We start from the raw sequence: 19,713 nt of genomic DNA, 5'->3' as shown, positions 1-19,713 counted from the left end.
GAACGGCCCGAGGGGTGGGCTTCACCACAGGTCAGGGGACCTGCGGGAAACCCACCCCTCGGGGCGGCGCGCGAACCGGCGTACCGGCTACTTGATCGGAGCCATCCGGTCGACCATGCCCGGGTGGTCCTTCATCCACGCCGCGACGGCCGCTTCCTCCTGGCCCTTGCCGCGCTTCTTGATCTCGTTCTCCAGGCCGGCGAGTTCTTCCTCGCTCATCTTGAAGTCACCGAGCCACTTGGAGAGCTGCGGGTAGAGCTTCGGGAACTCCTTGCTGCCGACGTTGTGCAGCTTGTCGCCCGCGCCGAACAGACCCTTGCCGTCCTTCAGCTTGGTCAGCTCGTACTCGCTGTAGGCCCAGTGCGGCGTCCACATGAGGACGGCGACCGGCTCCTTCTTGGCGTACGAGCGCTTCAGCTCGGCCAGCATCGCCGGAGTGGAGCCCTCGACGAGCTCGTACTCCTTGTCGAGGCCGTAACCCGGAAGGATCTTGTCCTTCATCGTGGTCATGATCCCGGCGCCCGGCTCGATGCCGATGATCTTGCCGTTGAACTCCTTGGAGCGGCCCTTGAGGTCCTCGATGGACTTCACGCCCTTGACGTACGAGGGCACCGCGATCTCCAGGGAGGTCGGGCTGTACCAGGAGCCGAGGTCGGTCAGATCGTTCTTGTGCTTGTCCCAGTACTGCTTCTGCGTGGTCGGCAGCCAGGCGTCGAAGTTGACGTCCAGGGAGCCCGAGGCGAGTCCGGCGTAGACCGGGCCGACGTCGGACTGCTTGAGGTTCAGCGTGTAGCCGCGCTTCTCCAGGACGTTCTTCCAGAGGTACGTCACCGCGACGTCCTCGTCCCAGGGGAACCAGGCCACGTTGACCGGCCGCGAGGCCTCACCCTTGCCGCCCTCGGTGGGCGCCTTCTTCTCGACCGGGGCGAGCTTGTCGACCAGGCCGGGGTTCTTCTTCAGCCAGGCGCGGACGGCGTCCTGCTGCTTGCCCTTGCCGGCCTTGGTGATGTCCGACTCGAGGCTGGTGAGCTGCTTCTCGGTGAGCTTGAAGTCCTTCATCCACTTGGCGACCTCGGGGTTCTCCTTCGAGAAGCCCTTGCGCGCCACGGTGTGCACCTGATCGCCCTTGCCCCAGGCACCCTTCGGGTCCTTGAGCTTCTTCAGGTCGAAGTCGCTGTACGCCCAGTGCGGCGACCACAGCGTGGTGACGATGGGCTCCTTCTTGGCGTACGCGCGCTTCAGCTCGGCCAGCATCGCGGGCGTCGAACCGTCGACGACCTCGAACTCGCCCTCAAGGCCGTACTCCTTGAGCACCTTCTCCTTGAGCAGCTTCATCATTCCGGCGCTGGGCTCGATGCCGATGATCTTGCCCTTGAACTTGCCGCCCTGGCCCTTGAGGTCCGCGAGCGAGTCGAGGTCCTTCATGTACGAGGGCACGGTGAGCTCGAGCGAGGTCGGGCCGTACCAGTCGCCCAGGTCCTCCAGCTTGGAGCCGTACTTCTTCCAGTACTCCTCGTGCGTGGTGGGCAGCCAGGCGTCGGTCTGGAAGTCCAGCTGGCCCTGCGCGAGGGAGGTGTAGAGCGGTCCGGCCTCGAGCTGCTTGGCCTCGGGCGCGAAGCCGCGCTGCTCCAGGATCTCCTTCCAGAGGAAGGTGGAGGCGACGCCCTCGTCCCACGGGATGTAGCCCATGGAGATCTTCTTGCCCTGGCCGACGTTCGTGGCGTCGCCGGCCGCCTGGGTGTCGGACTTGCCCATGAAGTTCATGCCGCCCGCGACGAGGGCGAGGATCACGACGCCGATGACCGCGAAGGCCGGGCGCGGACGGTACGTCGCCAGGTTCAGGCCCTGCGCGGCGCGCGCCTTGGCGGCCGCGCGACGGCCGAGCGGGGAGACCTGGCGGCCGAGCGAACCGGTCATCCGGTCCAGGTAGATGGCGAGGATGACGATGGAGACACCGGCCTCGGAGCCAAGGCCCACGTCGAGCTGGCCGATGGACTGGTTGACGTCGCCACCGAGGCCGCCGGTGCCGACCATGCCCGCGATGGCGGCCATGGACAGGCCCAGCATGATGACCTGGTTGACGCCCGCCATGATCGTCGGCAGCGCCAGCGGGAGCTGGACGCGAAGGAGCGTGTTGCGCGGCGAGGTGCCGAACGCCTCGGCCGCCTCGACCAGTTCCTTGTCGACCTGCCGGATGCCCAGCTCGGTCATCCGGACGCCGGGCGCCAGGGCGAAGATCAGGGTCGCGATGATGCCCGCGGACGCGCCCATGCCGAAGAACAGGATGGCCGGGATGAGGTAGATCATCGCGGGCAGCGTCTGCATGAAGTCCAGTACGGGCCGGACCACACCGCTGACGGTGTTGGAGCGCGCCGCCCAGATACCGACGGGCACCGAGACGACGAGCGCGACGATGGTGGCGACGAGCACCAGGGACAACGTGATCATCGCGTTGTCCCAGAGGTCCATCGAGATGATCAGCGTGAAGCCCGCGAACGTCAGCACACCGGCGACGAGCCCGCGCAGCCAGAACGCGATCACCGCGAAGATGCCCACGAGCAGCAGCGGCTCGGGGGCGGACAGGACGGCGTTGATGCCGTCGTAGAGGCCGGTGACCACCGTCTTGACGGCGTCGAACAGCCAGTTCATGTGGTCGAGGAGCCAGCTGACTCCGCTGTTGACCCAGTCGCCGAGCGGGACTCTAGGCACGAGCGGCCACCTCCTCGCTGCCGGATGCGTCGCCTTCGTCGGGCTTCACGTCCCCGGACTTCTCGGTGTTCTCGGTCTTCTCGGGGGCCGCGTCCCGCGGCTCGTCGTCCCGCTGTTGCGGTACGGCGGCGGCCTCGGCGCCAGCCCCGGCACCGGCCTCGGACTCCTCGCCGAGCGCGGTGAGCAGGCACGTACGCGAGACCTGGCCGACGAGCTCGCCGGCCGCGTCGGTCACCGCGACGGGAGTGTCACTGCCCGCGCACAGCGTGAACAGCTCGACCAGCGCGGTGTCCTCGGAGACGGTCGCGGGCGCGGTGTCGAGCACCTTGCGGGCGTCGCCCGTGACGGGCTCCATGACGGCACCGGCGGTGAGCACGCGCGAGCGGTCCACGTCCTGGATGAAGGACGCGACGTAGTCCGTGGCGGGGCGCACGAGGATGTCCTCGGAGCTGCCGATCTGGACGATCCGGCCGTCCCGCATGACCGCGATCTGGTCGCCGAGGCGCATGGCCTCGTTGAGGTCGTGGGTGATGAAGACGATGGTCTTCTTCAGGGTCTTCTGCAGCTCGAGGAGCTGGTCCTGCATATCGCGCCGGATCAGCGGGTCGAGCGCGGAGAACGACTCGTCCATGAGCAGCAGATCGGCGTCGGTGGCCAGCGCGCGGGCCAGGCCCACACGCTGCTGCATACCGCCGGAGAGCTCGTCGGGCCAGGACTTCTCCCAGCCTTCGAGACCGCAGAGGCGCAGCGCCTCGGTGGCCCGCTTCTCCCGCTCGCCGCGCGACACGCCCTGCACTTCGAGGCCGTACCCGGCGTTCTCGAGCACGCTGCGGTGCGGAAAGAGCGCGAAGTGCTGGAAGACCATGCTGATCTTCTTCGAGCGGACCTCGCGGAGCTTGCGGGCGCTGATGTTCGTGATGTCGTCACCGTCGAACAGCACCCGGCCCGCGGTCGGCTCGAGCAGTCCGTTGAGCATGCGCAGCAGCGTCGACTTGCCGGATCCGGAGAGACCCATGACGACGAAGATCTGGCCCGGCTCAACGGTGAACGAAGCGTCGATCACCGCGGCGGTGGTGCCGTCCGCGCGGAGCTCGTCGCGGTCGGCGCCGCTCTCGAGCCTGCGCACCGCGTCAGTGGGTCGTCTGCCGAACACCTTGTACAAGTGCTCAGCTTGCAGCCTGGACATAAAGCCTCTCGGTTCGTACGTACGACGGCCCGCCTCCCCCGCCGGCGGGCCGTGGAGCGGCGCGGAATCCTCCCGCTCGCCGTTTCAACCGGACTAGTTGAATCCGTCAATCGGTTCGCTCCGGGTCCGCGCCTGCCCCCGCCGAAACCTCGTAAACGCAAGAGTGTTCCAGTTCACAACCCCAACCGGACATACGTCGGATTCGCGCACGGCCGATCACTCAGCGCGACGGGATGTGCACCCGCGCGAGGCGTGGCCGGTACGTGGGAGGCGTGGCCGGAACGCGGCACCTTCACGTCACCCTCAACCGAGCGGCACACTTCGGCACTTGTCACCGGGGCGCTGTCAGTGGGGTGCGGCATGATGCCGGTGTGACGCAGCAAACACGACGGCTCATGCTCCTCGACACCGCTTCCCTGTACTTCCGGGCCTATTTCGGCGTCCCGGAATCCGTGAAGTCCCCGGACGGCACGCCGGTCAACGCCGTGCGCGGACTGATCGAGTTCATCTCGCGCCTGGTCCTCGACCACCACCCCGACGAACTGGTCGCCTGCATGGACGCCGACTGGCGCCCGCAGTGGCGGGTGGACCTGATCCCCTCGTACAAGGCGCACCGCGTCGCCGAAGAGGTGCCGGACGGCGCGGACGCCGAGGAGATCCCCGACACCCTCTCCCCGCAGGTCCCGATCGTCGAGGACGTCCTCGACGCCCTCGGCATCGCCCGCATCGGAGCGGAGGGGTACGAGGCGGACGACGTCATCGGCACCCTCACCGCCCGCGCCACCGGCCCGGTCGACATCGTCACCGGCGACCGCGACCTGTACCAACTGGTCGACGACAAGCGCGAGATCCGCGTCCTCTACCCCCTCAAGGGCGTCGGCACCCTCCAGCTCACCGACGAGACCTGGCTCCGCGAGAAGTACGCGGTGGACGGCTCCGGCTATGTCGACCTGGCGCTCCTTCGCGGCGACCCCAGCGACGGCCTGCCCGGCGTGCCCGGCATCGGCGAGAAGACCGCGGCCAAGCTGCTCGCCCAGTTCGGCGACCTGGCCGGGATCATGGCCGCCGTCGACGACCCGAAGTCCAAGCTCACCCCCTCGCAGCGCAAGCGCCTCGACGAGTCCAGGCCGTACGTCGCGGTGGCGCCGAAGGTTGTCCGGGTGGCCACGGACGTGCCGGTGCCCGACATCCCGCTCACCCTGCCCCGCGAGCCGCGCGACCCGGCCGCCCTGGACGAGCTCGCCACCCAGTGGGGTCTCACCGGACCACTGAAGCGGCTCGTCACCCTGCTCGAAGGCTGAACGCGTCTCAAAAGCCACACCCGTCTCGAAGGCCGAGGTGTTAACTTAGGCTTACCTAAGAAGCTCACTGGTCAGGGGAGGCCTCCGTGGCAGAACGTCCGGCCCGCAAAGCGCCGAAGGCCCATCTCGCGGAGGTGGTCCGCACCGAGCGGATCACCCCGCACATGCAGCGCGTGGTGCTCGGTGGCGCCGGGCTCGAGCTGTTCGAGGCGGGCACGCACACCGACCACTACATCAAGCTGCTGTTCCCGGCCCAGGGCGTGACGTACCCCGAGCCGTTCGACATCCAGCAGATCCGCGCCGACCTCCCCCGCGACCAGTGGCCCGTGACGCGTACGTACACGGTGCGTGCCTGGGACCCCGAACGGCGCGAGCTGACCGTGGACTTCGTGGTGCACGGCGACGAGGGCCTGGCCGGACCGTGGTCCGCCGCCGCCCGGCCGGGCGACCGACTGCGCTTCCTCGGCCCCGGCGGGGCGTACACGCCGGACGCCGGGGCCGACTGGCACCTCCTGGTCGGCGACGAGTCCGCGCTGCCCGCCATCGCCGCGACCCTGGAGCGGCTCCCGGCGGGCGCGCGGGTGCACGCCTTCGTCGAGGTGGCGGGGCCGGAGGAGGAGCAGGACGCGGTCTCCCCCGACGGCGCCCGCATCACCTGGCTGCACCGTGGCACGCGCCCGGTCGGCGAGGCCCTGGTCGCCGCGGTCCGCGAGCTCGACTTCCCGGCCGGTGACGTGCAGGCCTTCGTGCACGGCGAGGCCGGCTTCGTGAAGGAACTCCGCCGCCACCTCCGCCTGGACCGCGAGATCCCCCGCGAGCGGCTCTCCATCTCGGGCTACTGGCGCCTCGGGCACAACGAGGACGGCTGGCAGTCCGCCAAACGCGAGTGGAACGCCCAGGTGGAGGCCGAGCAGGAAGCGGTCACCGCGGCGGCCTCCTGAACCACGCCCGCCGAACCACACCCGCCACAGACCACGCCGCCCTGCCCCGCCCTGACGGAACCGACCGTCGGGGCCGGTCGGTCAGTCAGTCGGCCGTCCGGTCGGTCAGCCGGGGCCCCGTAATCTGGCCCCGTGTCCCGACGCAAGCGCAGTGCTCCGCCCTCGCCCCTCGCCCAGCGCGAGGGTATCGATCCGGTGCACCTGCGGCTGCCGCTCGACGGGGAGTGGGCGACCGTGCGGGACCACTTGGTGGAGCGGCTCCCGGTGCCACCCGAAGTGATCGACGACCTGCTCGCGCGGGGCGAAGTGGCGGGCGTGGACGGCCGGTTGACGGTCACGAGTCCCTACGAGGCCGGGGCGCACCTCTGGTTCCACCGGCCCCTCGCCCCCGAACCGCGCGTTCCGTTCCCCTTGCCGGTGCTGTACCGCGACGCGCGTCTCGTCGTCGTCGACAAGCCGCACTTCCTCGCCACCACCCCGCGCGGCAGCCACATCACCGAGACGGCACTCGCCCGGCTGCGCCGCGATCTCGACCTGCCCCGGCTCGCCCCGGCCCACCGCCTCGACCGGCTCACCGCGGGCCTCGTGATGTTCACCGTGCGCCCCGAGGACCGCGGCGCCTACCAGGGCCTCTTCCACGACAAGCTGGTGTTGAAGGAGTACGAGGCGGTGGCGGCGTACGACCCGCTGCTCGCCCTACCCCGCACCGTGCGCAGCCGGATCCAGAAGGACCGCGGTGTGCTCGCGGCGTACGAACTGCCGGGCGAACCCAACAGCGAGAGCCGGATCGAACTCCTCGACCACCACGACACCGCCACCGTCACCGTTACGGGAACCGACACCGCCACCGGAACCGACACCGTCCGCCTCGGCCGCTACCGGCTGCTCCCCCGCACCGGCCGCACCCACCAGCTGCGGGTGCACATGAACGCGCTCGGCGTCCCGATCCTCGGCGACCCGGTCTACCCCGTCGTCACCGACCCGGCGCCGGACGACTTCTCACGGCCCCTGCAACTCCTCGCCCGCAGCCTTGAGTTCACCGATCCGCTGACCGGCCGGGAGCACCGCTTCGAGAGCGGCCGCACCCTGCAGGCATGGACGGACCACGCGAAGTGGGCGGCCCCGCCCCGGAGTTGAACGGGACGGAGCCACCGGGTCACCCCACCGGAACGAGGTCACCCCACCGACGAGTAGGCCACCACACCACGGAGCAGCGAGTCGACGGCCTTGCGGGCGTTCTTCCCGACCGTGCTGCCCTCTCTGGGCGCCGCCGCGGAGATCTGTCCGAGTACGTCGATGACCTGCTTGCACCAGCGCACGAAGTCGCCCGCGGGCATCTCCGCCTCGCGCAGCACCTCGTCGAGGCCCTTGTCGGACGCCCACATGTACGCCGCCCACGCGAAGCCGAGGTCCGGCTCGCGCTGGCCTACGCCCTCCGCCTGGTTGATACGGAAGTCCTCCTCCAGGGCGTCGAGCCGGCCCCAGATCCGCACCATCTCGCCGAGCGCCTCCTTGGCCTTGCCGGAGGGCAGCTTGGGCGCGAGGGCGTCGTCGCTGGTCCGCGCCTCGAACACCAACGCCGAGACGCAGGCGGCCAGTTCGGCCGGGCTCAGCTCCTCCCAGACCCCGGCGCGCAGGCACTCGGAGGCCAGGAGATCCAGCTCGCCGTAGAGCCTGCCGAGGCGGCGGCCGTCGTCGGTGACCTCGTCGCCGCGCAGATAGTCGAGCTCGGTGAGGAGCGCGACGATCCGGTCGAAGGTGCGGGCGATGGTGTTGGTGCGCCCCTCGATGCGGCGCTCCAGCTGCCGGGTGTCGCGCTTCAGCCGGTGGTAGCGCTCGGCCCAGCGGGCGTGGTCCTCGCGCTCGTCGCAGCCGTGGCAGGGGTGGGCGCGCAGCTCGGCCCGCAGCCGGGCGATCTCGCGGTCGTCGGCGGCGGCCGCACGGCCCCTCCGGTGCTTCTCGGGCCTGATGTGACCGGCCTTGGTGCGCAGCGCGGACGCCAGGTCCCGACGGGACTGCGGCGAGCGGGCGTTGAACGACTTCGGGATCCGCATCCGGTCGAGCGCCTCGACCGGCACCGGGAAGTCCATCGACGCGAGCCGCTTCACCTGCCGTTCGGCGGTGAGCACCAGGGGGCGAGGCCCGTCGTAGTTCTCGAAGCCGCGGTGCCCGTTGGACCGTCCCCCGGACAGGCCGGGGTCGAGGACCAGGGCGAGGCCCGCGAACTTACCGGTGGGGACGTGGATGACATCGCCCGGCTTGAGCTTCTCCAGGGCCGCGGCGGCCGACACCCGGCGCTGCGCGGCGCCCTGCTTGGCCAGCTCGGTCTCGCGGTCCTTGAGGTCGCGGCGCAGCCGCGCGTACTCCTCGAAGTCGCCCAAGTGGCAGGTCATGGAGGCCTGGTAGCCCTCGAGGCCCTCTTCGTTGCGCTGCACCTGGCGGGAGATGCCGACGACCGAGCGGTCCGCCTGGAACTGCGCGAACGACGTCTCGAGCAGCTCACGCGAGCGGTGCCTGCCGAACTGGTGGACCAGGTTCACCGCCATGTTGTACGACGGCTTGAAGCTGGAGCGCAGCGGATACGTACGCGTGCCCGCCAGGCCCGCGAGGTGTTCGGGGTTCATGCCGCGCTGCCAGAGCACCACGGCGTGGCCCTCGATGTCGATGCCGCGGCGGCCCGCGCGGCCGGTCAGCTGGGTGTACTCACCGGGGGTGATGTCGGCGTGCTGTTCGCCGTTCCACTTGACCAGCTTCTCCAACACCACTGAACGCGCGGGCATGTTGATGCCGAGGGCGAGGGTCTCGGTGGCGAACACGGCTTTGACCAGGCCGCGCACGAACAGCTCCTCGACGACCTCCTTGAAGGTCGGCAGCATGCCCGCGTGGTGCGCGGCGATGCCCCGCTCCAGCGCTTCCAGCCACTCGAAGTACCCGAGGACGTGCAGGTCTTCGTCGGGAATGGAGGCGGTGCGCTCCTCGACGATCTCGCGGACGCGGCGGCGCCCGTCCTCGTCGTTGAGCCGCAGGCCCGCGTGCAGGCACTGCTGGACCGCGGCCTCGCAGGCGGCGCGGCTGAAGATGAACGTGATGGCCGGCAACAGGCCTTCGGAGTCGAGCCGGTCGATGACCTCGGGGCGGCTCGGTGTCCAGATCCGCGACCTGGAGCGGCGCTCCCGCTCCCGGTCGGCCTCGCGCACCCGCTTGCCTCTGCGGCGGTCGCGGTACGAGGGCTTGCTGTCCTCCAGGCGCGCCATCCGCGTCAGATCGGGGTTGACGGCGCGCTTGCCGGACTCCTGCGACTCCTCGAAGAGGTCGTGCATCCGGCGCCCGGCGAGCACGTGCTGGAACAGCGGCACGGGCCGGTGCTCGGAGACGATCACCGCGGTGTCGCCGCGCACGGTGTCCAGCCAGTCGCCGAACTCCTCGGCGTTGGAGACCGTCGCCGAGAGGGAGACCAGGGTCACCGACTCGGGGAGGTGAATGATCACTTCCTCCCAGACGGCGCCGCGGAAGCGGTCGGAGAGGTAGTGCACCTCGTCCATCACCACGTACCCGAGGCCGCGCAGCGACTGCGAGCCCGCGTACAGCATGTTCCGCAGGACCTCGGTGGTCATCACCACGATCGGCGCTTCGGAGTTGACGCTGTTGTCGCCGGTGAGCAGGCCGACCTTGTCCTGGCCGTAACGCCGGGCCAGGTCCGCGTACTTCTGGTTGGAGAGCGCCTTGATGGGGGTGGTGTAGAAACACTTCTTGCCCTGTCCCAGGGCGAGATGGACGGCGAACTCGCCGACGATGGTCTTGCCCGAGCCCGTGGGCGCCGCGACGAGCACGCCCTTGCCCTCCTCCAGGGCTTGGCAGGCGTCGATCTGGAAGGGGTCGAGCCCGAAGTCGTACATCTCGCGGAAGGACGCGAGTGCGGTGGCCTGCTCGACAGCCCGCTTACGTGCTGCCGCGTACCGCTCGGCCGGTGAGAGGTCCTCTGTCATCTTGTCTTCGAGCCTACCCGGAGGCACTGACAAGGTCGCGATCTTTGTCGAAGCGGACGGCCGGCCAGCGCGGACACCCCCGCGGCACGCCCCTGAGCACGCCCGGAGCGCGCCCCGGAGTGCCCCTCAGGGCCCGAGCACCCGCACAGCTCCGGGCACGCACCGCGCGGTCAGCGGCAGCGTCCCGAGCGGCTCCCCGTCGGCGTACCCGGTGGTCCGCGGCGCCGCCAGGCTGACCTTCGCGGCCCGGTGCACGGTGACCTTCGGGTGGTCGAGGTGCGTGCCCTTGTACACGCGCGGGAACACCTTGAGCAGCGTCGCGCGCGAGCAGTCGCCGACCACGGTGACGTCGAACAGCCCGTCGTCGAGCACGGCCCCCGCACAGATCCGCATGCCCCCGCCGTACGAACCGCTGTTGCCGACCGCGACGAGGGTGGCGTCGACCTCGATGACGGGCCCGTCGTCGAGCGTGATGCGGTACGGGACGGGCCGGAACGTGGCGAGTTCGGCGAGGATCGCGAGGTCGTACTTGAGGCGGCCGCCCGGCCACCGCATCCGGTTGCCGCGGTCGTTGACCCGGGAGTCGAAGCCGGAGGCGAGGACGGTGCCGAACCAGCGCCCGTCGGCCCGGCCCAGGTCGACGCTGCGGATGCGGTGGCCCTTGAGCGCCTCGGCGACGAGGCGGCCGGCGGCCCGTGGGGCGCGGACGGGCAGGCCGAGGGCGCGGGCGAAGTCGTTGCCGGTGCCGACGGCGATCACGCCGAGCGGGGTGTGGGTTCCGGCGACGGCCTGGAGGGCGAGGTTCACCATGCCGTCACCGCCGACGGCGATCAGCGCTCCGGTGCCTCCGTCGACGGCCGCGCGGGCGCGGAGCAGGGCGTCGTCCGCGTCGTTGCCGACGAGCGTGCGTACGGAGAATCCGGCCTCCCGGAGCGCGGAAGCGGCCGGCTGCGCGGCGTGCGCGCCCCGGCCGCGTCCCGCGGTGGGATTCACGAAGAGCGTGATCTCGCTGGTCACTTGTCCCCCTCCGGACGTGTGGGGGCAGGACCCTACAAGATCAGGTCACGTCGTCGAAACCGTTCGTCCTGCGGTCCTGCTCGCTGCTCGCCTGCTCGGGCAGGGCACGGGCGGCCGGTACGGACTCGATCTGGCCGATGCTGTCGGGGGTGAGGTCGAGCTCGGAGGCCTCGTCGTCGTCGAGGGCGGCGTCGGTGTTCTTGCGGGCCCTGCGCTTGTCGTTGACGAGCGAGAAGGCGACGGCCGCGAAGTAGAGCACGATGATGGGCCCGGCAAGCGCGATCATGCCGACGGGGTCGGTGGTCGGGGTCGCCACGGCACCGAAGACGAAGACGCCCATGACCACACCGCGCCACCAGCGGGCCATCCGGCGCCCGGTGACGATGCCCGTCATGTTGAGCATGATCAGCAGCAGCGGAAGCTCGAAGGCGATGCCGAAGATGAGCACCATGCGGACGGTGAAGTCCAGGACGTCGTCGAGGCCCAGGATGTTCGCGGACCCGTCGGGCGTGATGCTGATGAGCACCTTCATGCTCACCGGCAGGATCACGTACGCGAGGTAGGCGCCGGCCACGAAGAGCGGGACGGCGGCGGTCACGAAGGCGTACGTGTACTTCTTCTCGCTCTTGTGCAGGCCCGGCGCGACGAACGCCCAGAGCTGGTAGAGCCAGACCGGGCTCGCGATGATCACGCCGGCCATGAGGCTGACCTTGACCGTGGTGGTGAAGGGGGAAAGCAGTGTGTTGAAGGAGACCACGGCGCAGTCGCCGCCGGTGGATTCGCCGAGGCCCTTCGCGCAGCGCGGTACCGGCTCGGAGAGGAACCGCATGAGGTCCTCGCTGTAGAACGCGGCCACGACGGTGACCACGACGATCGCGAGGAGGCCCTTGGCGAGCCGGTTGCGGAGCTCACGCAGATGCTCCGCGAGGGGCATCCGCCCCTCGGGGTCCTTCTCCTGTGTGCGGGCAGACTTGAGCAACCCACGTCCTCATCTCGTGCGGCAGACCTGCTCCGGCCTGCTCCGGATCAGCGCTGGGTCGTACTGTCGGTCGGCTCGGTCACCGGACGCGAGCTGGACACGTCGCCGGGAGCGGCCTGGATCGTACGCGGAGCGGGCTGGTCCGTGGTGCCCTGGGCGCCCGGGTTGGGCGGGTCGGCGGGGGCGCTCTGCTTCTCGTCGGTCTTCATCGCCTTGGCCTCGCTCTTGAGGATGCGAGCGGACTTGCCGAGGGAGCGCGCCATGTCGGGCAGCTTCTTCGCACCGAAGAGAAGGACGATGACGAGGAGGATCAGAATGATCTCGGTGGGGCCGAGCCTACCCATAGCTTTTACCTTCTTCACCGAGGCGACAGGATCTGGTGCCCGGTGGGCCGGACATACATCCGACCACCGCGCTTGGCAGCGATCGTAACCCCCAGGAGTAAACGCAGGGCAATCCCTGTGCGTACTCCCAGTTGCGGCCCCCGCCTCGTACTCGGGGCCTTCCTTCAATCAGCGTACTCGCCGTGACCTGGGCGCCGACAGGGCCCCGGACGCCGCGCGTCGGGTCGCTAAAGCGTGTCCCGGCCGGTGCGCGCCATGTGCGTCGCGGCCCGTTCCAGGTCCTCGGCGGCGCGGTTGATCTTGCCTGCGGTGTCGGCGACTTGGGCGCCGAGTCGCTTGACCTCGAGGAAGACGCGTACGGCGAGAACGCCGAGCACGGCGAGCCCGCAGAACCCCAGGGCGATCGCGATCATGGGCCAGAACATGCGGGCCACCTTAGACCGTGGAGTGCAGGCGCAGCGTCCGCACCCCACCGCCGGTGAGGAGTTCGACGATGCGCTCACCGGCGGGTTTGCGGACGGCGGCGCCGCACTCGGGACAGGTGAAGGAGTAGAAGGTGGTGCGCGGGCTCGCGCCGACGGCCAGGCGCAGCGCGCCGGCGGCGAGTTCGAAGCGCTCCCGGCAGTCGGGGCAGGCGGCCTTGAAGACGACGGGCCGGTGCTGGCGGGGAATGCCGGGCACGCCGGAACGCTCGGCTCCGGCCACGGAGACGCCTGCGGAGACAACTGCGGGGGCGTCCGTCGGGGCATCCGCCACCAGCACACCAGCCACACCGGCACCGGCACCGGCACCGGCACCGACGCCGGGGACCATGCCCATGTCCACGCCCATGCTCACGTCCACACCCACGCCAGAACCTGACTCACCGGACATACCCGACACCCTCAAGCTCCTTGCTCCTGGCCGTCGTACGCCGCGAGCGCCTCCGTGGCCGCCCGCCGCGCGCTCAGCGCCAGGTCCTCGGGCGCCGTGATCCGCCCATCCGCCCCGAGCCGCAGCGCCAGCCTGCGCAGCGACGTCGGGTCCGGCGTACGCAGCGTGATCCGCAGCCCACCGTCGGGCAGTTCCTCGGCACTGTCGTGCGGGTAGTACTCGGCGACCCAGCGCCCACCGGGCCCGACCTCGACGACCACCTCGGGGTCGTCCGCGGAGGGCTGCACCAGTGCCTCGGACAGGTCGCGCAGCTCGAGCTCGGGCGGCGCCGCCGCCTCGTCGAGGATCCGGATCTCCGCGACCCGGTCGAGCCGGAAGGTGCGCCGCGCCTCGGAGCGGTAGCACCACGCCTCCATGTACGTGTGGCCGAGCGCGAACAGCCGGATCGGGTCGACCTCCCGCTCGGTCAGCTCGTCACGCGCGGGCGAGTAGTAGCGCACCCACAGGCGGCGCCGCTCGGAGATCGCCCGGTCCACCTCAGCGAAGACCCCACCCTCGGACTCGAAGGTCACCGAGAGCCGGTCACTCGCCCCGGCCGTCTCCCCCGCCGCGGCCTCCAGCTTCGCGGTCGCGCGCAGCAGTGCCTCCCGGTCGCCCTCACGCAGCCCCGGCAGTGTGGCCACCGCGCGGGCGGCGACGAGCAGCGCGGTCGCCTCGTCCGCGGCGAGCCGCAGCGGAGCCGCCGCCTCCGCCGACAGTGCGGCCGGGTTGTGCCACCAGATCCGCTCGCCGTCGGTGTCGATGTCGAGCAGATCACCCCCGCGGAAACTCGTCCCGCACAGCGGCAGCACATCCAGGTCGGAGATCAGCTCGTCCTCGCTGATCCCGAACGCCCGCGCCACATCGTTGATACGGGCACCGGGGCGCTCCCGCAGATACGTCACCAGGGACAGCATCCTGCGGGTCTGATCGATCGCGTTCGCGGCCATGATCGGTTGTTCCTCCCCCTCAGCCCTTGGCCACGGCGCGCAGCCGTTCCACGACGTCCGCCCGCAGCTCGGCGGGTTCGAGCACCACCACATCGGGCCCGAACTCGACCAGCCAGGCATCCATGCCGTGCCCGTACGGAATCTCCAACTCGTCCCAGCCGTCGCCCCGTTCGCGTACGGAGGTGGCCTTGGCGCGCAGCGGGTAGCCGGCGCCCGCGCGCAGCTTGATCAGCGCGGAACGGTCGGCGATCTCACCGGCCCAGCCCGCCACGGTCTCCCGCACCGTCACCACATCGGGCACCGCCACGGTGAACTTCCCGGCCCGCGACCGCACCTTCCCGGTGATCCGGGACAAGCGGAACACCCGCTCCGCACCCCGGTCCCGGTCCCAGCCCGCCAGGTACCAGTGGCCGCGCCAGCACTCCAGGGCCCACGGCTCGACATGGCGCTGCTCGGGGCGGGCGGCGGTGGCCTTGCGGTAGTCGAAGACCACCGGGCGACGGTCCCGGCAGGCCAGCATCAGCGGTTCGAACGCCGCCTCACGCACCGGGATCCGCGGCTCGAGGGCGCTGTGCGGCTCGTACGGATCGACCTCCTCCGGCAGCCCGGCGGCCCGCAGCTTCTGCAGCGCGCCGCTCGCGGCACCGGCCAGGCGGGCCTGCTGCCACACCTTGGCGGCGAGGCCGAGCGCGGCGGCCTCCTCGGCGTCGAGCGTGACGGGCGGAAGTCGGTTGCTGTCCCGGCGGGCCAGATAGCCGGGCTCGCCGTCCAGGTTCTCAACTGTCTCGATGACCAGGCCGAGTTCGCGCAGATCGTCTTTGTCGCGCTCGAACATCCGGTTGAAGCTGTCGTCCGAACCCGCTTCCAGATAGGCCTCGATGGAGCCGCGCAGCTCGCGCTTGCTCAACGGCCGCCGGGTCCCAAGGAGGCACAGCGCGAGATTCATCAGCCGCTCTGCCTTGGCAATCGCCATCGACGCCCTCTCCCACCTGCCGCGCACCCTGCTACGACGGTCGACCGTACCGCCCCCGGGTGTCGCGGCAAAAGCCGAGGGCCCATGCCGGCAGGCATGGACCCTCGAACAGTGCGCGCACAGCGCTTCTACACCGGGTACCGGTGTGCGATCAGACCGCGACCAGGTCGCAGACGAAGATCAGCGTCTCGCCGGGGGCGATCCGGCCGCCGCCCGCGCCACGCTCTCCGTACGCCAGGTCCGGCGGGATGACCAGCTGACGCCGGCCGCCGACCTTCATGCCCTGCACGCCCTTGTCCCAGCCGGCGATGACCTGGCCGGCGCCGAGCTGGAAGGCGAGCGGGTTGCCACGGTTCCAGCTCGCGTCGAACTCCTCACCGCTGGAGAAGGAGACGCCGACGTAGTGGACCTGGACGGTGTCGCCCGCCTTGGCCACCGGGCCTTCGCCCTCCCAGATGTCCTTGATCTCGAGGTCCGCCGGGGGCTCGCCACCGGGGAAGTCGACCTCGGGCTTGTCGATGCTCACGTGTATTGCTCCTGCTTCTCGGGGTGTGCAGCGGGGACAGTCTTACATTTCCGCGAGGGCACCCACGCTCACATCTTGGCGATGATGTCGACCGAGAAGACCAGCGTCGACTTCGCCGGAATGCCCTGCTGCTCCTTGTCGCCGTACCCCTTGTCCGGCGGCACCACCACGAGCACACGGCTGCCGACCTTCTTGCCGGCCAGCCCCTCCCGCCAGCCCGCCACGACCTCCGCGAGCCGGAACTGCGCGAGCTCCTTGCGCTTGTACGTGGAGTCGAACTCCTTGCCGCCGTCCCACAGCACACCCTCGTACTGCACGAGCACGCCGTCCGATTCCTTCAGCGCCTCGCCGTCGCCCTCGATCACATAGGTCGACACCAGCTTCGTCGGGGCATCCTTCTTCGGCACCTCGATCGAGGGCGCCTTGCCGTCGGTGTTGGTGCCCACCTTCGGAAGGTCGATGTTGGACTGCGCGACCTCCTTGCCCTTCGCGGAGCTCTTGGCGTTGAACGCACCCACGATGTCCACGACGAAGACCAGGGTGTCCGTGCCCTTGATACCGGCCTGCGGCTGGCCCTGCTTGCCGTAACCGAGCGCCGGCGGAATCGCCAACTCCACCCGGGAGTCGATCTTCTTGCCGACCAGGGCCTGGTCCCAGCCCGGAATGACCTGACCGACACCGATCGGGAAGATCGCCGGAACACCACGGTCATAGGAGTTGTCGAAGACCTTCGCCGTCGACCAGATCTGCCCCAGGTAATCGGCCTGCAGATAATCGCCCTTGGCGACCTTCGCGCCCTTGCCCTCCACCAGCGTCTTCACCGCGAGATCCTTCGACGGATCACCCGAACCCTTGGCAACGGTCGGCTTCTCACCGAACTTGTCACCCTTGGTGATCTCCGGCAGCGGCCCGTCCACGATCTTCGCGGACCCCGCGGAATTGGAAGGACCGTCCGTAGCCTCGGACTTGGCCTTGTCAGCCTTGTCGTCGCCGCACCCGGCGAGCGTCAACAGTCCAGCGGGTACAGCGAGAAGCAGCGAGCGTCGGCGCACTGTGAGCCTCATCATCGGTAGATCTTGCGAGTGGGGTGCGCGCAACTCTACGACGTGAGAAGGGCGCCGTACGAGCAACGTACGGCGCCCCGCGTTGCGTTCCGACCCGCGGAACTCCAACGCTCTGTCACATACCGGCGATCAACTTCTCCACCCGGTCGTCCACCGAACGGAACGGGTCCTTGCACAACACCGTGCGCTGCGCCTGGTCGTTGAGCTTCAGATGCACCCAGTCCACCGTGAAGTCCCGGCGCTGCTCCTGCGCCCGCCGGATGAAGTCACCGCGCAACCGGGCCCGCGTGGTCTGCGGCGGCACCGACTTGCCCTCGAAGATCTTCAAGTCATTGCAGATACGGGCGGCTTGGCCCTTCCTCTCAAGCAGGTAGTACAACCCGCGACGACGGTGGATGTCGTGATACGCGAGGTCTATCTGCGCGACCCGCGGATTCGACATCGTCATGTTGTGCTTCGCCCGATACCGCTCGATCAGCTTGTACTTCATGACCCAGTCGATCTCGGTACCGATCCGGTCCAGGTCCTCCTGCTCGATCGCGTCGAGCGTACGACCCCACAGCTCGAGCACCTGCTCCACGGTGCCGGTACGAATGCCCCGGCGCTCCACGAAGTCCACGGCCTTCTCGTAGTACTCGCGCTGCACCTCGAGCGCCGACGCCTCGCGACCGCTCGCGAGCCGCACCTTGCGGCGTCCGGTGATGTCATGGCTGACCTCACGGATCGCACGGATCGGGTTCTCCAGGGTCAGATCCCGCATCACCGTGCCCGCCTCGATCATGCGCAGCACCAGGTCGGTCGCGCCGACCTTCAGCAGCATCGTCGTCTCCGACATGTTCGAGTCGCCGACGATGACGTGCAGCCGCCGGTACCGCTCCGCATCCGCGTGCGGCTCGTCCCTGGTGTTGATGATCGGCCGGGAACGCGTCGTCGCGGAACTGACGCCCTCCCAGATGTGCTCGGCACGCTGACTCACGCAGTACACCGCACCGCGCGGCGTCTGCAACACCTTGCCCGCGCCGCACAACAACTGACGCGTGACCAGGAATGGAATGAGGATGTCTGCCAGACGCGAGAACTCCCCGTGCCGCGCCACGAGGTAATTCTCGTGGCAGCCGTAAGAGTTTCCCGCCGAGTCGGTGTTGTTCTTGAAGAGATAGACGTCGCCCGCGATTCCCTCCTCGTGCAGGCGGCGTTCGGCGTCGACGAGCAGGCCTTCCAGAATCCGCTCGCCCGCCTTGTCGTGGGTGACCAGCTCGGTCACGTTGTCACACTCGGGAGTTGCATATTCCGGATGTGAACCCACATCGAGATACAGACGGGCGCCGTTCCGCAGGAAGACATTGCTGCTGCGGCCCCATGACACGACACGGCGGAAGAGGTAGCGCGCCACTTCGTCAGGCGACAGGCGGCGCTGTCCCCTGAACGTGCACGTGACGCCGTACTCGTTCTCCAGCCCGAAAATGCGGCGGTCCATGACTGAACATTACGCCTGATGCCCCGCACTGAAACCGGGTTCGACAGCTCCGTTTCGATCACTTTCCACCGAACCCCCGGAGGAACCCGCCACCCGCGCACCGCCGACCGGATCCGCGAGCACCCGCACCGTGCCCAACAGCACGAGCAGCGCGGCCACTCCACCCGCACCCGCCACCGCGAACCCCGCCGCCGTGCCACTCCACTCGAGCGCCGGACCCGCAACACCCGTACCCACCGCGGCCCCCACACCGAACGTCGTCACCAGCCACGAGAACGCCTCCGTCACCGTGCCACGTGGCGCATGCCGGTCCACCACGATGAACGCGCAGGCCAGCGAAGGCGCCAGGAACACACCCGCAAGCGCCGCGAGCACACACATCGGCCACACACCGGGCGTGAACATCAGCGGCAGATAGCCCAACGCCAGCAACCCCACGAGCACGCGCAGCCGCCGTTCCGGCGCACCGGCCCACTGCCGCGCCCCGTACACCACACCGCCCAACAGCGCACCCAGACCGAGCGCCGCCATCAACCAGCCGTACACCGACGCCTGACCCTGATCGTCCGCATACGCCACACCGGCCACCGTGATCGAGCCGAGCGCAAGCCCCACGAAGAAGAACGACCCCAGCAACGCGAGCAACCCCCGCGAACGCAACGCCCCCAGCCAGTGCGCCTCCCGCGGCGCCGAACGCCACTCCCGCGACGGCCGCGACACCACCACCGACAGCGCCCCGAGCACCCCGATCACATTGATGACCAGCAGCGCCGCCCCCGGCGACCACAGCGACACAAGCAGCGTCACCAGCAACGGCCCGACCGTGAACATCACTTCCTGCGCCACCGCGTCCAACGCGTAGGCGGCGTGCACCTTGTCCTCACGCCCGAGCACATTCGGCCACAGCGCCCGCAGCCCGCCCTCCAGCGGCGGCGTGAACACCCCCGCCACCGCCACCGCGGCATACGCCGCCCACAGCGAACCGATCCCCACGAACGCGAACGCCGCCATACCGAGCGCCGAGAGCACCGCCGCAGGCAGCATCACCCGCGGCTGGCCCCGCAGATCCACCGCACGCCCGAGCAGCGGCTGCCCCACCGCCGTCGCCAGGCCGTACACCGCGGCCAGCACACCGGCCAGCGTGTAACTGCCGCCCTCCGCACGCGTGAACAGCACGATCGCGATATGCCCGGTCGCATTCGGCAGCCGGCCCACGAGCGTGCCGGTGAGCAGCCGGGCCGCATGCCGTGTCCGCAACAGCTCCCCGTATCCCGCGGCCATCAGCTGCCCCTCTCCCCACACCCGAAGTTTTACGTATAACGTCGAGTCTCATACGTACCATGTGCGC

The 19,713-nt window shown here is 69.6% G+C and carries 17 protein-coding genes; 3 read left to right on the top strand and 14 right to left on the bottom strand.

Annotation, left to right across the window (positions count from 1 at the left end):
• Positions 1-87: 87 nt before the first annotated feature.
• Together GUY60_RS08250 and GUY60_RS08245 are read right to left on the bottom strand one after the other, a co-directional pair.
• Positions 88-2,709, bottom strand: a complete 2,622-nt coding sequence (locus GUY60_RS08250; protein WP_161695392.1) for an ABC transporter permease/substrate binding protein — start codon at positions 2,707-2,709, stop codon at positions 88-90.
• Entirely contained in the window at positions 2,702-3,895 is a 1,194-nt protein-coding gene (locus GUY60_RS08245; RefSeq protein ID WP_161695390.1) for a quaternary amine ABC transporter ATP-binding protein, read from the bottom strand. The genes GUY60_RS08250 and GUY60_RS08245 overlap by 8 nt, the downstream gene beginning before the upstream one ends.
• 395 nt (positions 3,896-4,290) lie before the next feature.
• On the opposite strand from GUY60_RS08245, the gene GUY60_RS08240 reads away from it, so the two are divergent.
• From GUY60_RS08240 to GUY60_RS08230, 3 genes are all read left to right on the top strand, one after another.
• On the top strand, positions 4,291-5,196 hold the full coding sequence (locus tag GUY60_RS08240) for a 5'-3' exonuclease (RefSeq protein ID WP_161695420.1): 906 nt from the start codon (positions 4,291-4,293) through the stop codon (positions 5,194-5,196).
• 86 nt (positions 5,197-5,282) lie between these two features.
• Positions 5,283-6,137 (top strand): siderophore-interacting protein, encoded by an 855-nt coding sequence (locus tag GUY60_RS08235; RefSeq protein ID WP_161695388.1) that lies wholly within the window; start codon positions 5,283-5,285, stop codon positions 6,135-6,137.
• A gap of 132 nt (positions 6,138-6,269) precedes the next feature.
• Positions 6,270-7,274, top strand: coding sequence for a pseudouridine synthase (locus GUY60_RS08230; protein WP_161695386.1), 1,005 nt, complete (start codon positions 6,270-6,272; stop codon positions 7,272-7,274).
• Between the two features lie 38 nt (positions 7,275-7,312).
• Here the strand turns inward: GUY60_RS08230 and GUY60_RS08225 are convergent, their stop codons facing one another.
• From GUY60_RS08225 to GUY60_RS08170, 12 genes are all read right to left on the bottom strand, one after another.
• Complete coding sequence (locus tag GUY60_RS08225) at positions 7,313-10,123, bottom strand: DEAD/DEAH box helicase (RefSeq protein WP_161695384.1); 2,811 nt, start codon at positions 10,121-10,123, stop codon at positions 7,313-7,315.
• A gap of 126 nt (positions 10,124-10,249) precedes the next feature.
• A complete protein-coding gene (locus GUY60_RS08220) occupies positions 10,250-11,140 on the bottom strand; it encodes a diacylglycerol kinase (RefSeq protein WP_161695382.1) in 891 nt (296 codons plus the stop codon).
• A gap of 40 nt (positions 11,141-11,180) precedes the next feature.
• On the bottom strand, positions 11,181-12,074 hold the full coding sequence (tatC, locus tag GUY60_RS08215) for a twin-arginine translocase subunit TatC (protein WP_161695418.1): 894 nt from the start codon (positions 12,072-12,074) through the stop codon (positions 11,181-11,183).
• A gap of 92 nt (positions 12,075-12,166) precedes the next feature.
• Positions 12,167-12,463 carry a Sec-independent protein translocase subunit TatA gene (gene tatA / locus GUY60_RS08210; protein WP_161695380.1) on the bottom strand — a complete coding sequence of 99 codons (297 nt, stop codon included), beginning with the start codon at positions 12,461-12,463 and terminating at the stop codon, positions 12,167-12,169.
• 227 nt (positions 12,464-12,690) lie between these two features.
• Entirely contained in the window at positions 12,691-12,888 is a 198-nt protein-coding gene (locus GUY60_RS08205; protein WP_161695378.1) for a hypothetical protein, read from the bottom strand.
• 10 nt (positions 12,889-12,898) lie between these two features.
• The gene (locus GUY60_RS08200) at positions 12,899-13,168 is read right to left on the bottom strand and encodes a hypothetical protein (RefSeq protein WP_376771182.1); all 270 of its coding nucleotides are present in this window, start codon (positions 13,166-13,168) and stop codon (positions 12,899-12,901) included.
• Between the two features lie 179 nt (positions 13,169-13,347).
• Complete coding sequence (locus GUY60_RS08195; protein ID WP_161695376.1) at positions 13,348-14,325, bottom strand: helix-turn-helix transcriptional regulator; 978 nt, start codon at positions 14,323-14,325, stop codon at positions 13,348-13,350.
• Positions 14,326-14,344: 19 nt separating this feature from the next.
• Positions 14,345-15,298, bottom strand: coding sequence for a helix-turn-helix transcriptional regulator (locus GUY60_RS08190; protein ID WP_161695374.1), 954 nt, complete (start codon positions 15,296-15,298; stop codon positions 14,345-14,347).
• A 151-nt stretch (positions 15,299-15,449) separates the two neighbouring features.
• Positions 15,450-15,824, bottom strand: coding sequence for an FKBP-type peptidyl-prolyl cis-trans isomerase (locus GUY60_RS08185; RefSeq protein ID WP_161695372.1), 375 nt, complete (start codon positions 15,822-15,824; stop codon positions 15,450-15,452).
• A gap of 68 nt (positions 15,825-15,892) precedes the next feature.
• A complete protein-coding gene (locus GUY60_RS08180; protein WP_161695414.1) occupies positions 15,893-16,876 on the bottom strand; it encodes an FKBP-type peptidyl-prolyl cis-trans isomerase in 984 nt (327 codons plus the stop codon).
• 127 nt (positions 16,877-17,003) lie between these two features.
• On the bottom strand, positions 17,004-18,365 hold the full coding sequence (pafA, locus tag GUY60_RS08175) for a Pup--protein ligase (protein ID WP_161695370.1): 1,362 nt from the start codon (positions 18,363-18,365) through the stop codon (positions 17,004-17,006).
• Positions 18,366-18,374: 9 nt separating this feature from the next.
• Positions 18,375-19,646: an MFS transporter gene (locus GUY60_RS08170; RefSeq protein WP_161695368.1), complete on the bottom strand. Its 1,272-nt coding sequence runs from the start codon at positions 19,644-19,646 to the stop codon at positions 18,375-18,377.
• Positions 19,647-19,713 lie beyond the last annotated feature (67 nt).

The organism is Streptomyces boluensis (genome assembly GCF_009908195.1).
Taxonomy (GTDB): domain Bacteria; phylum Actinomycetota; class Actinomycetes; order Streptomycetales; family Streptomycetaceae; genus Streptomyces; species Streptomyces boluensis.
This window is presented reverse-complemented; position numbering and strand designations above follow the sequence as displayed.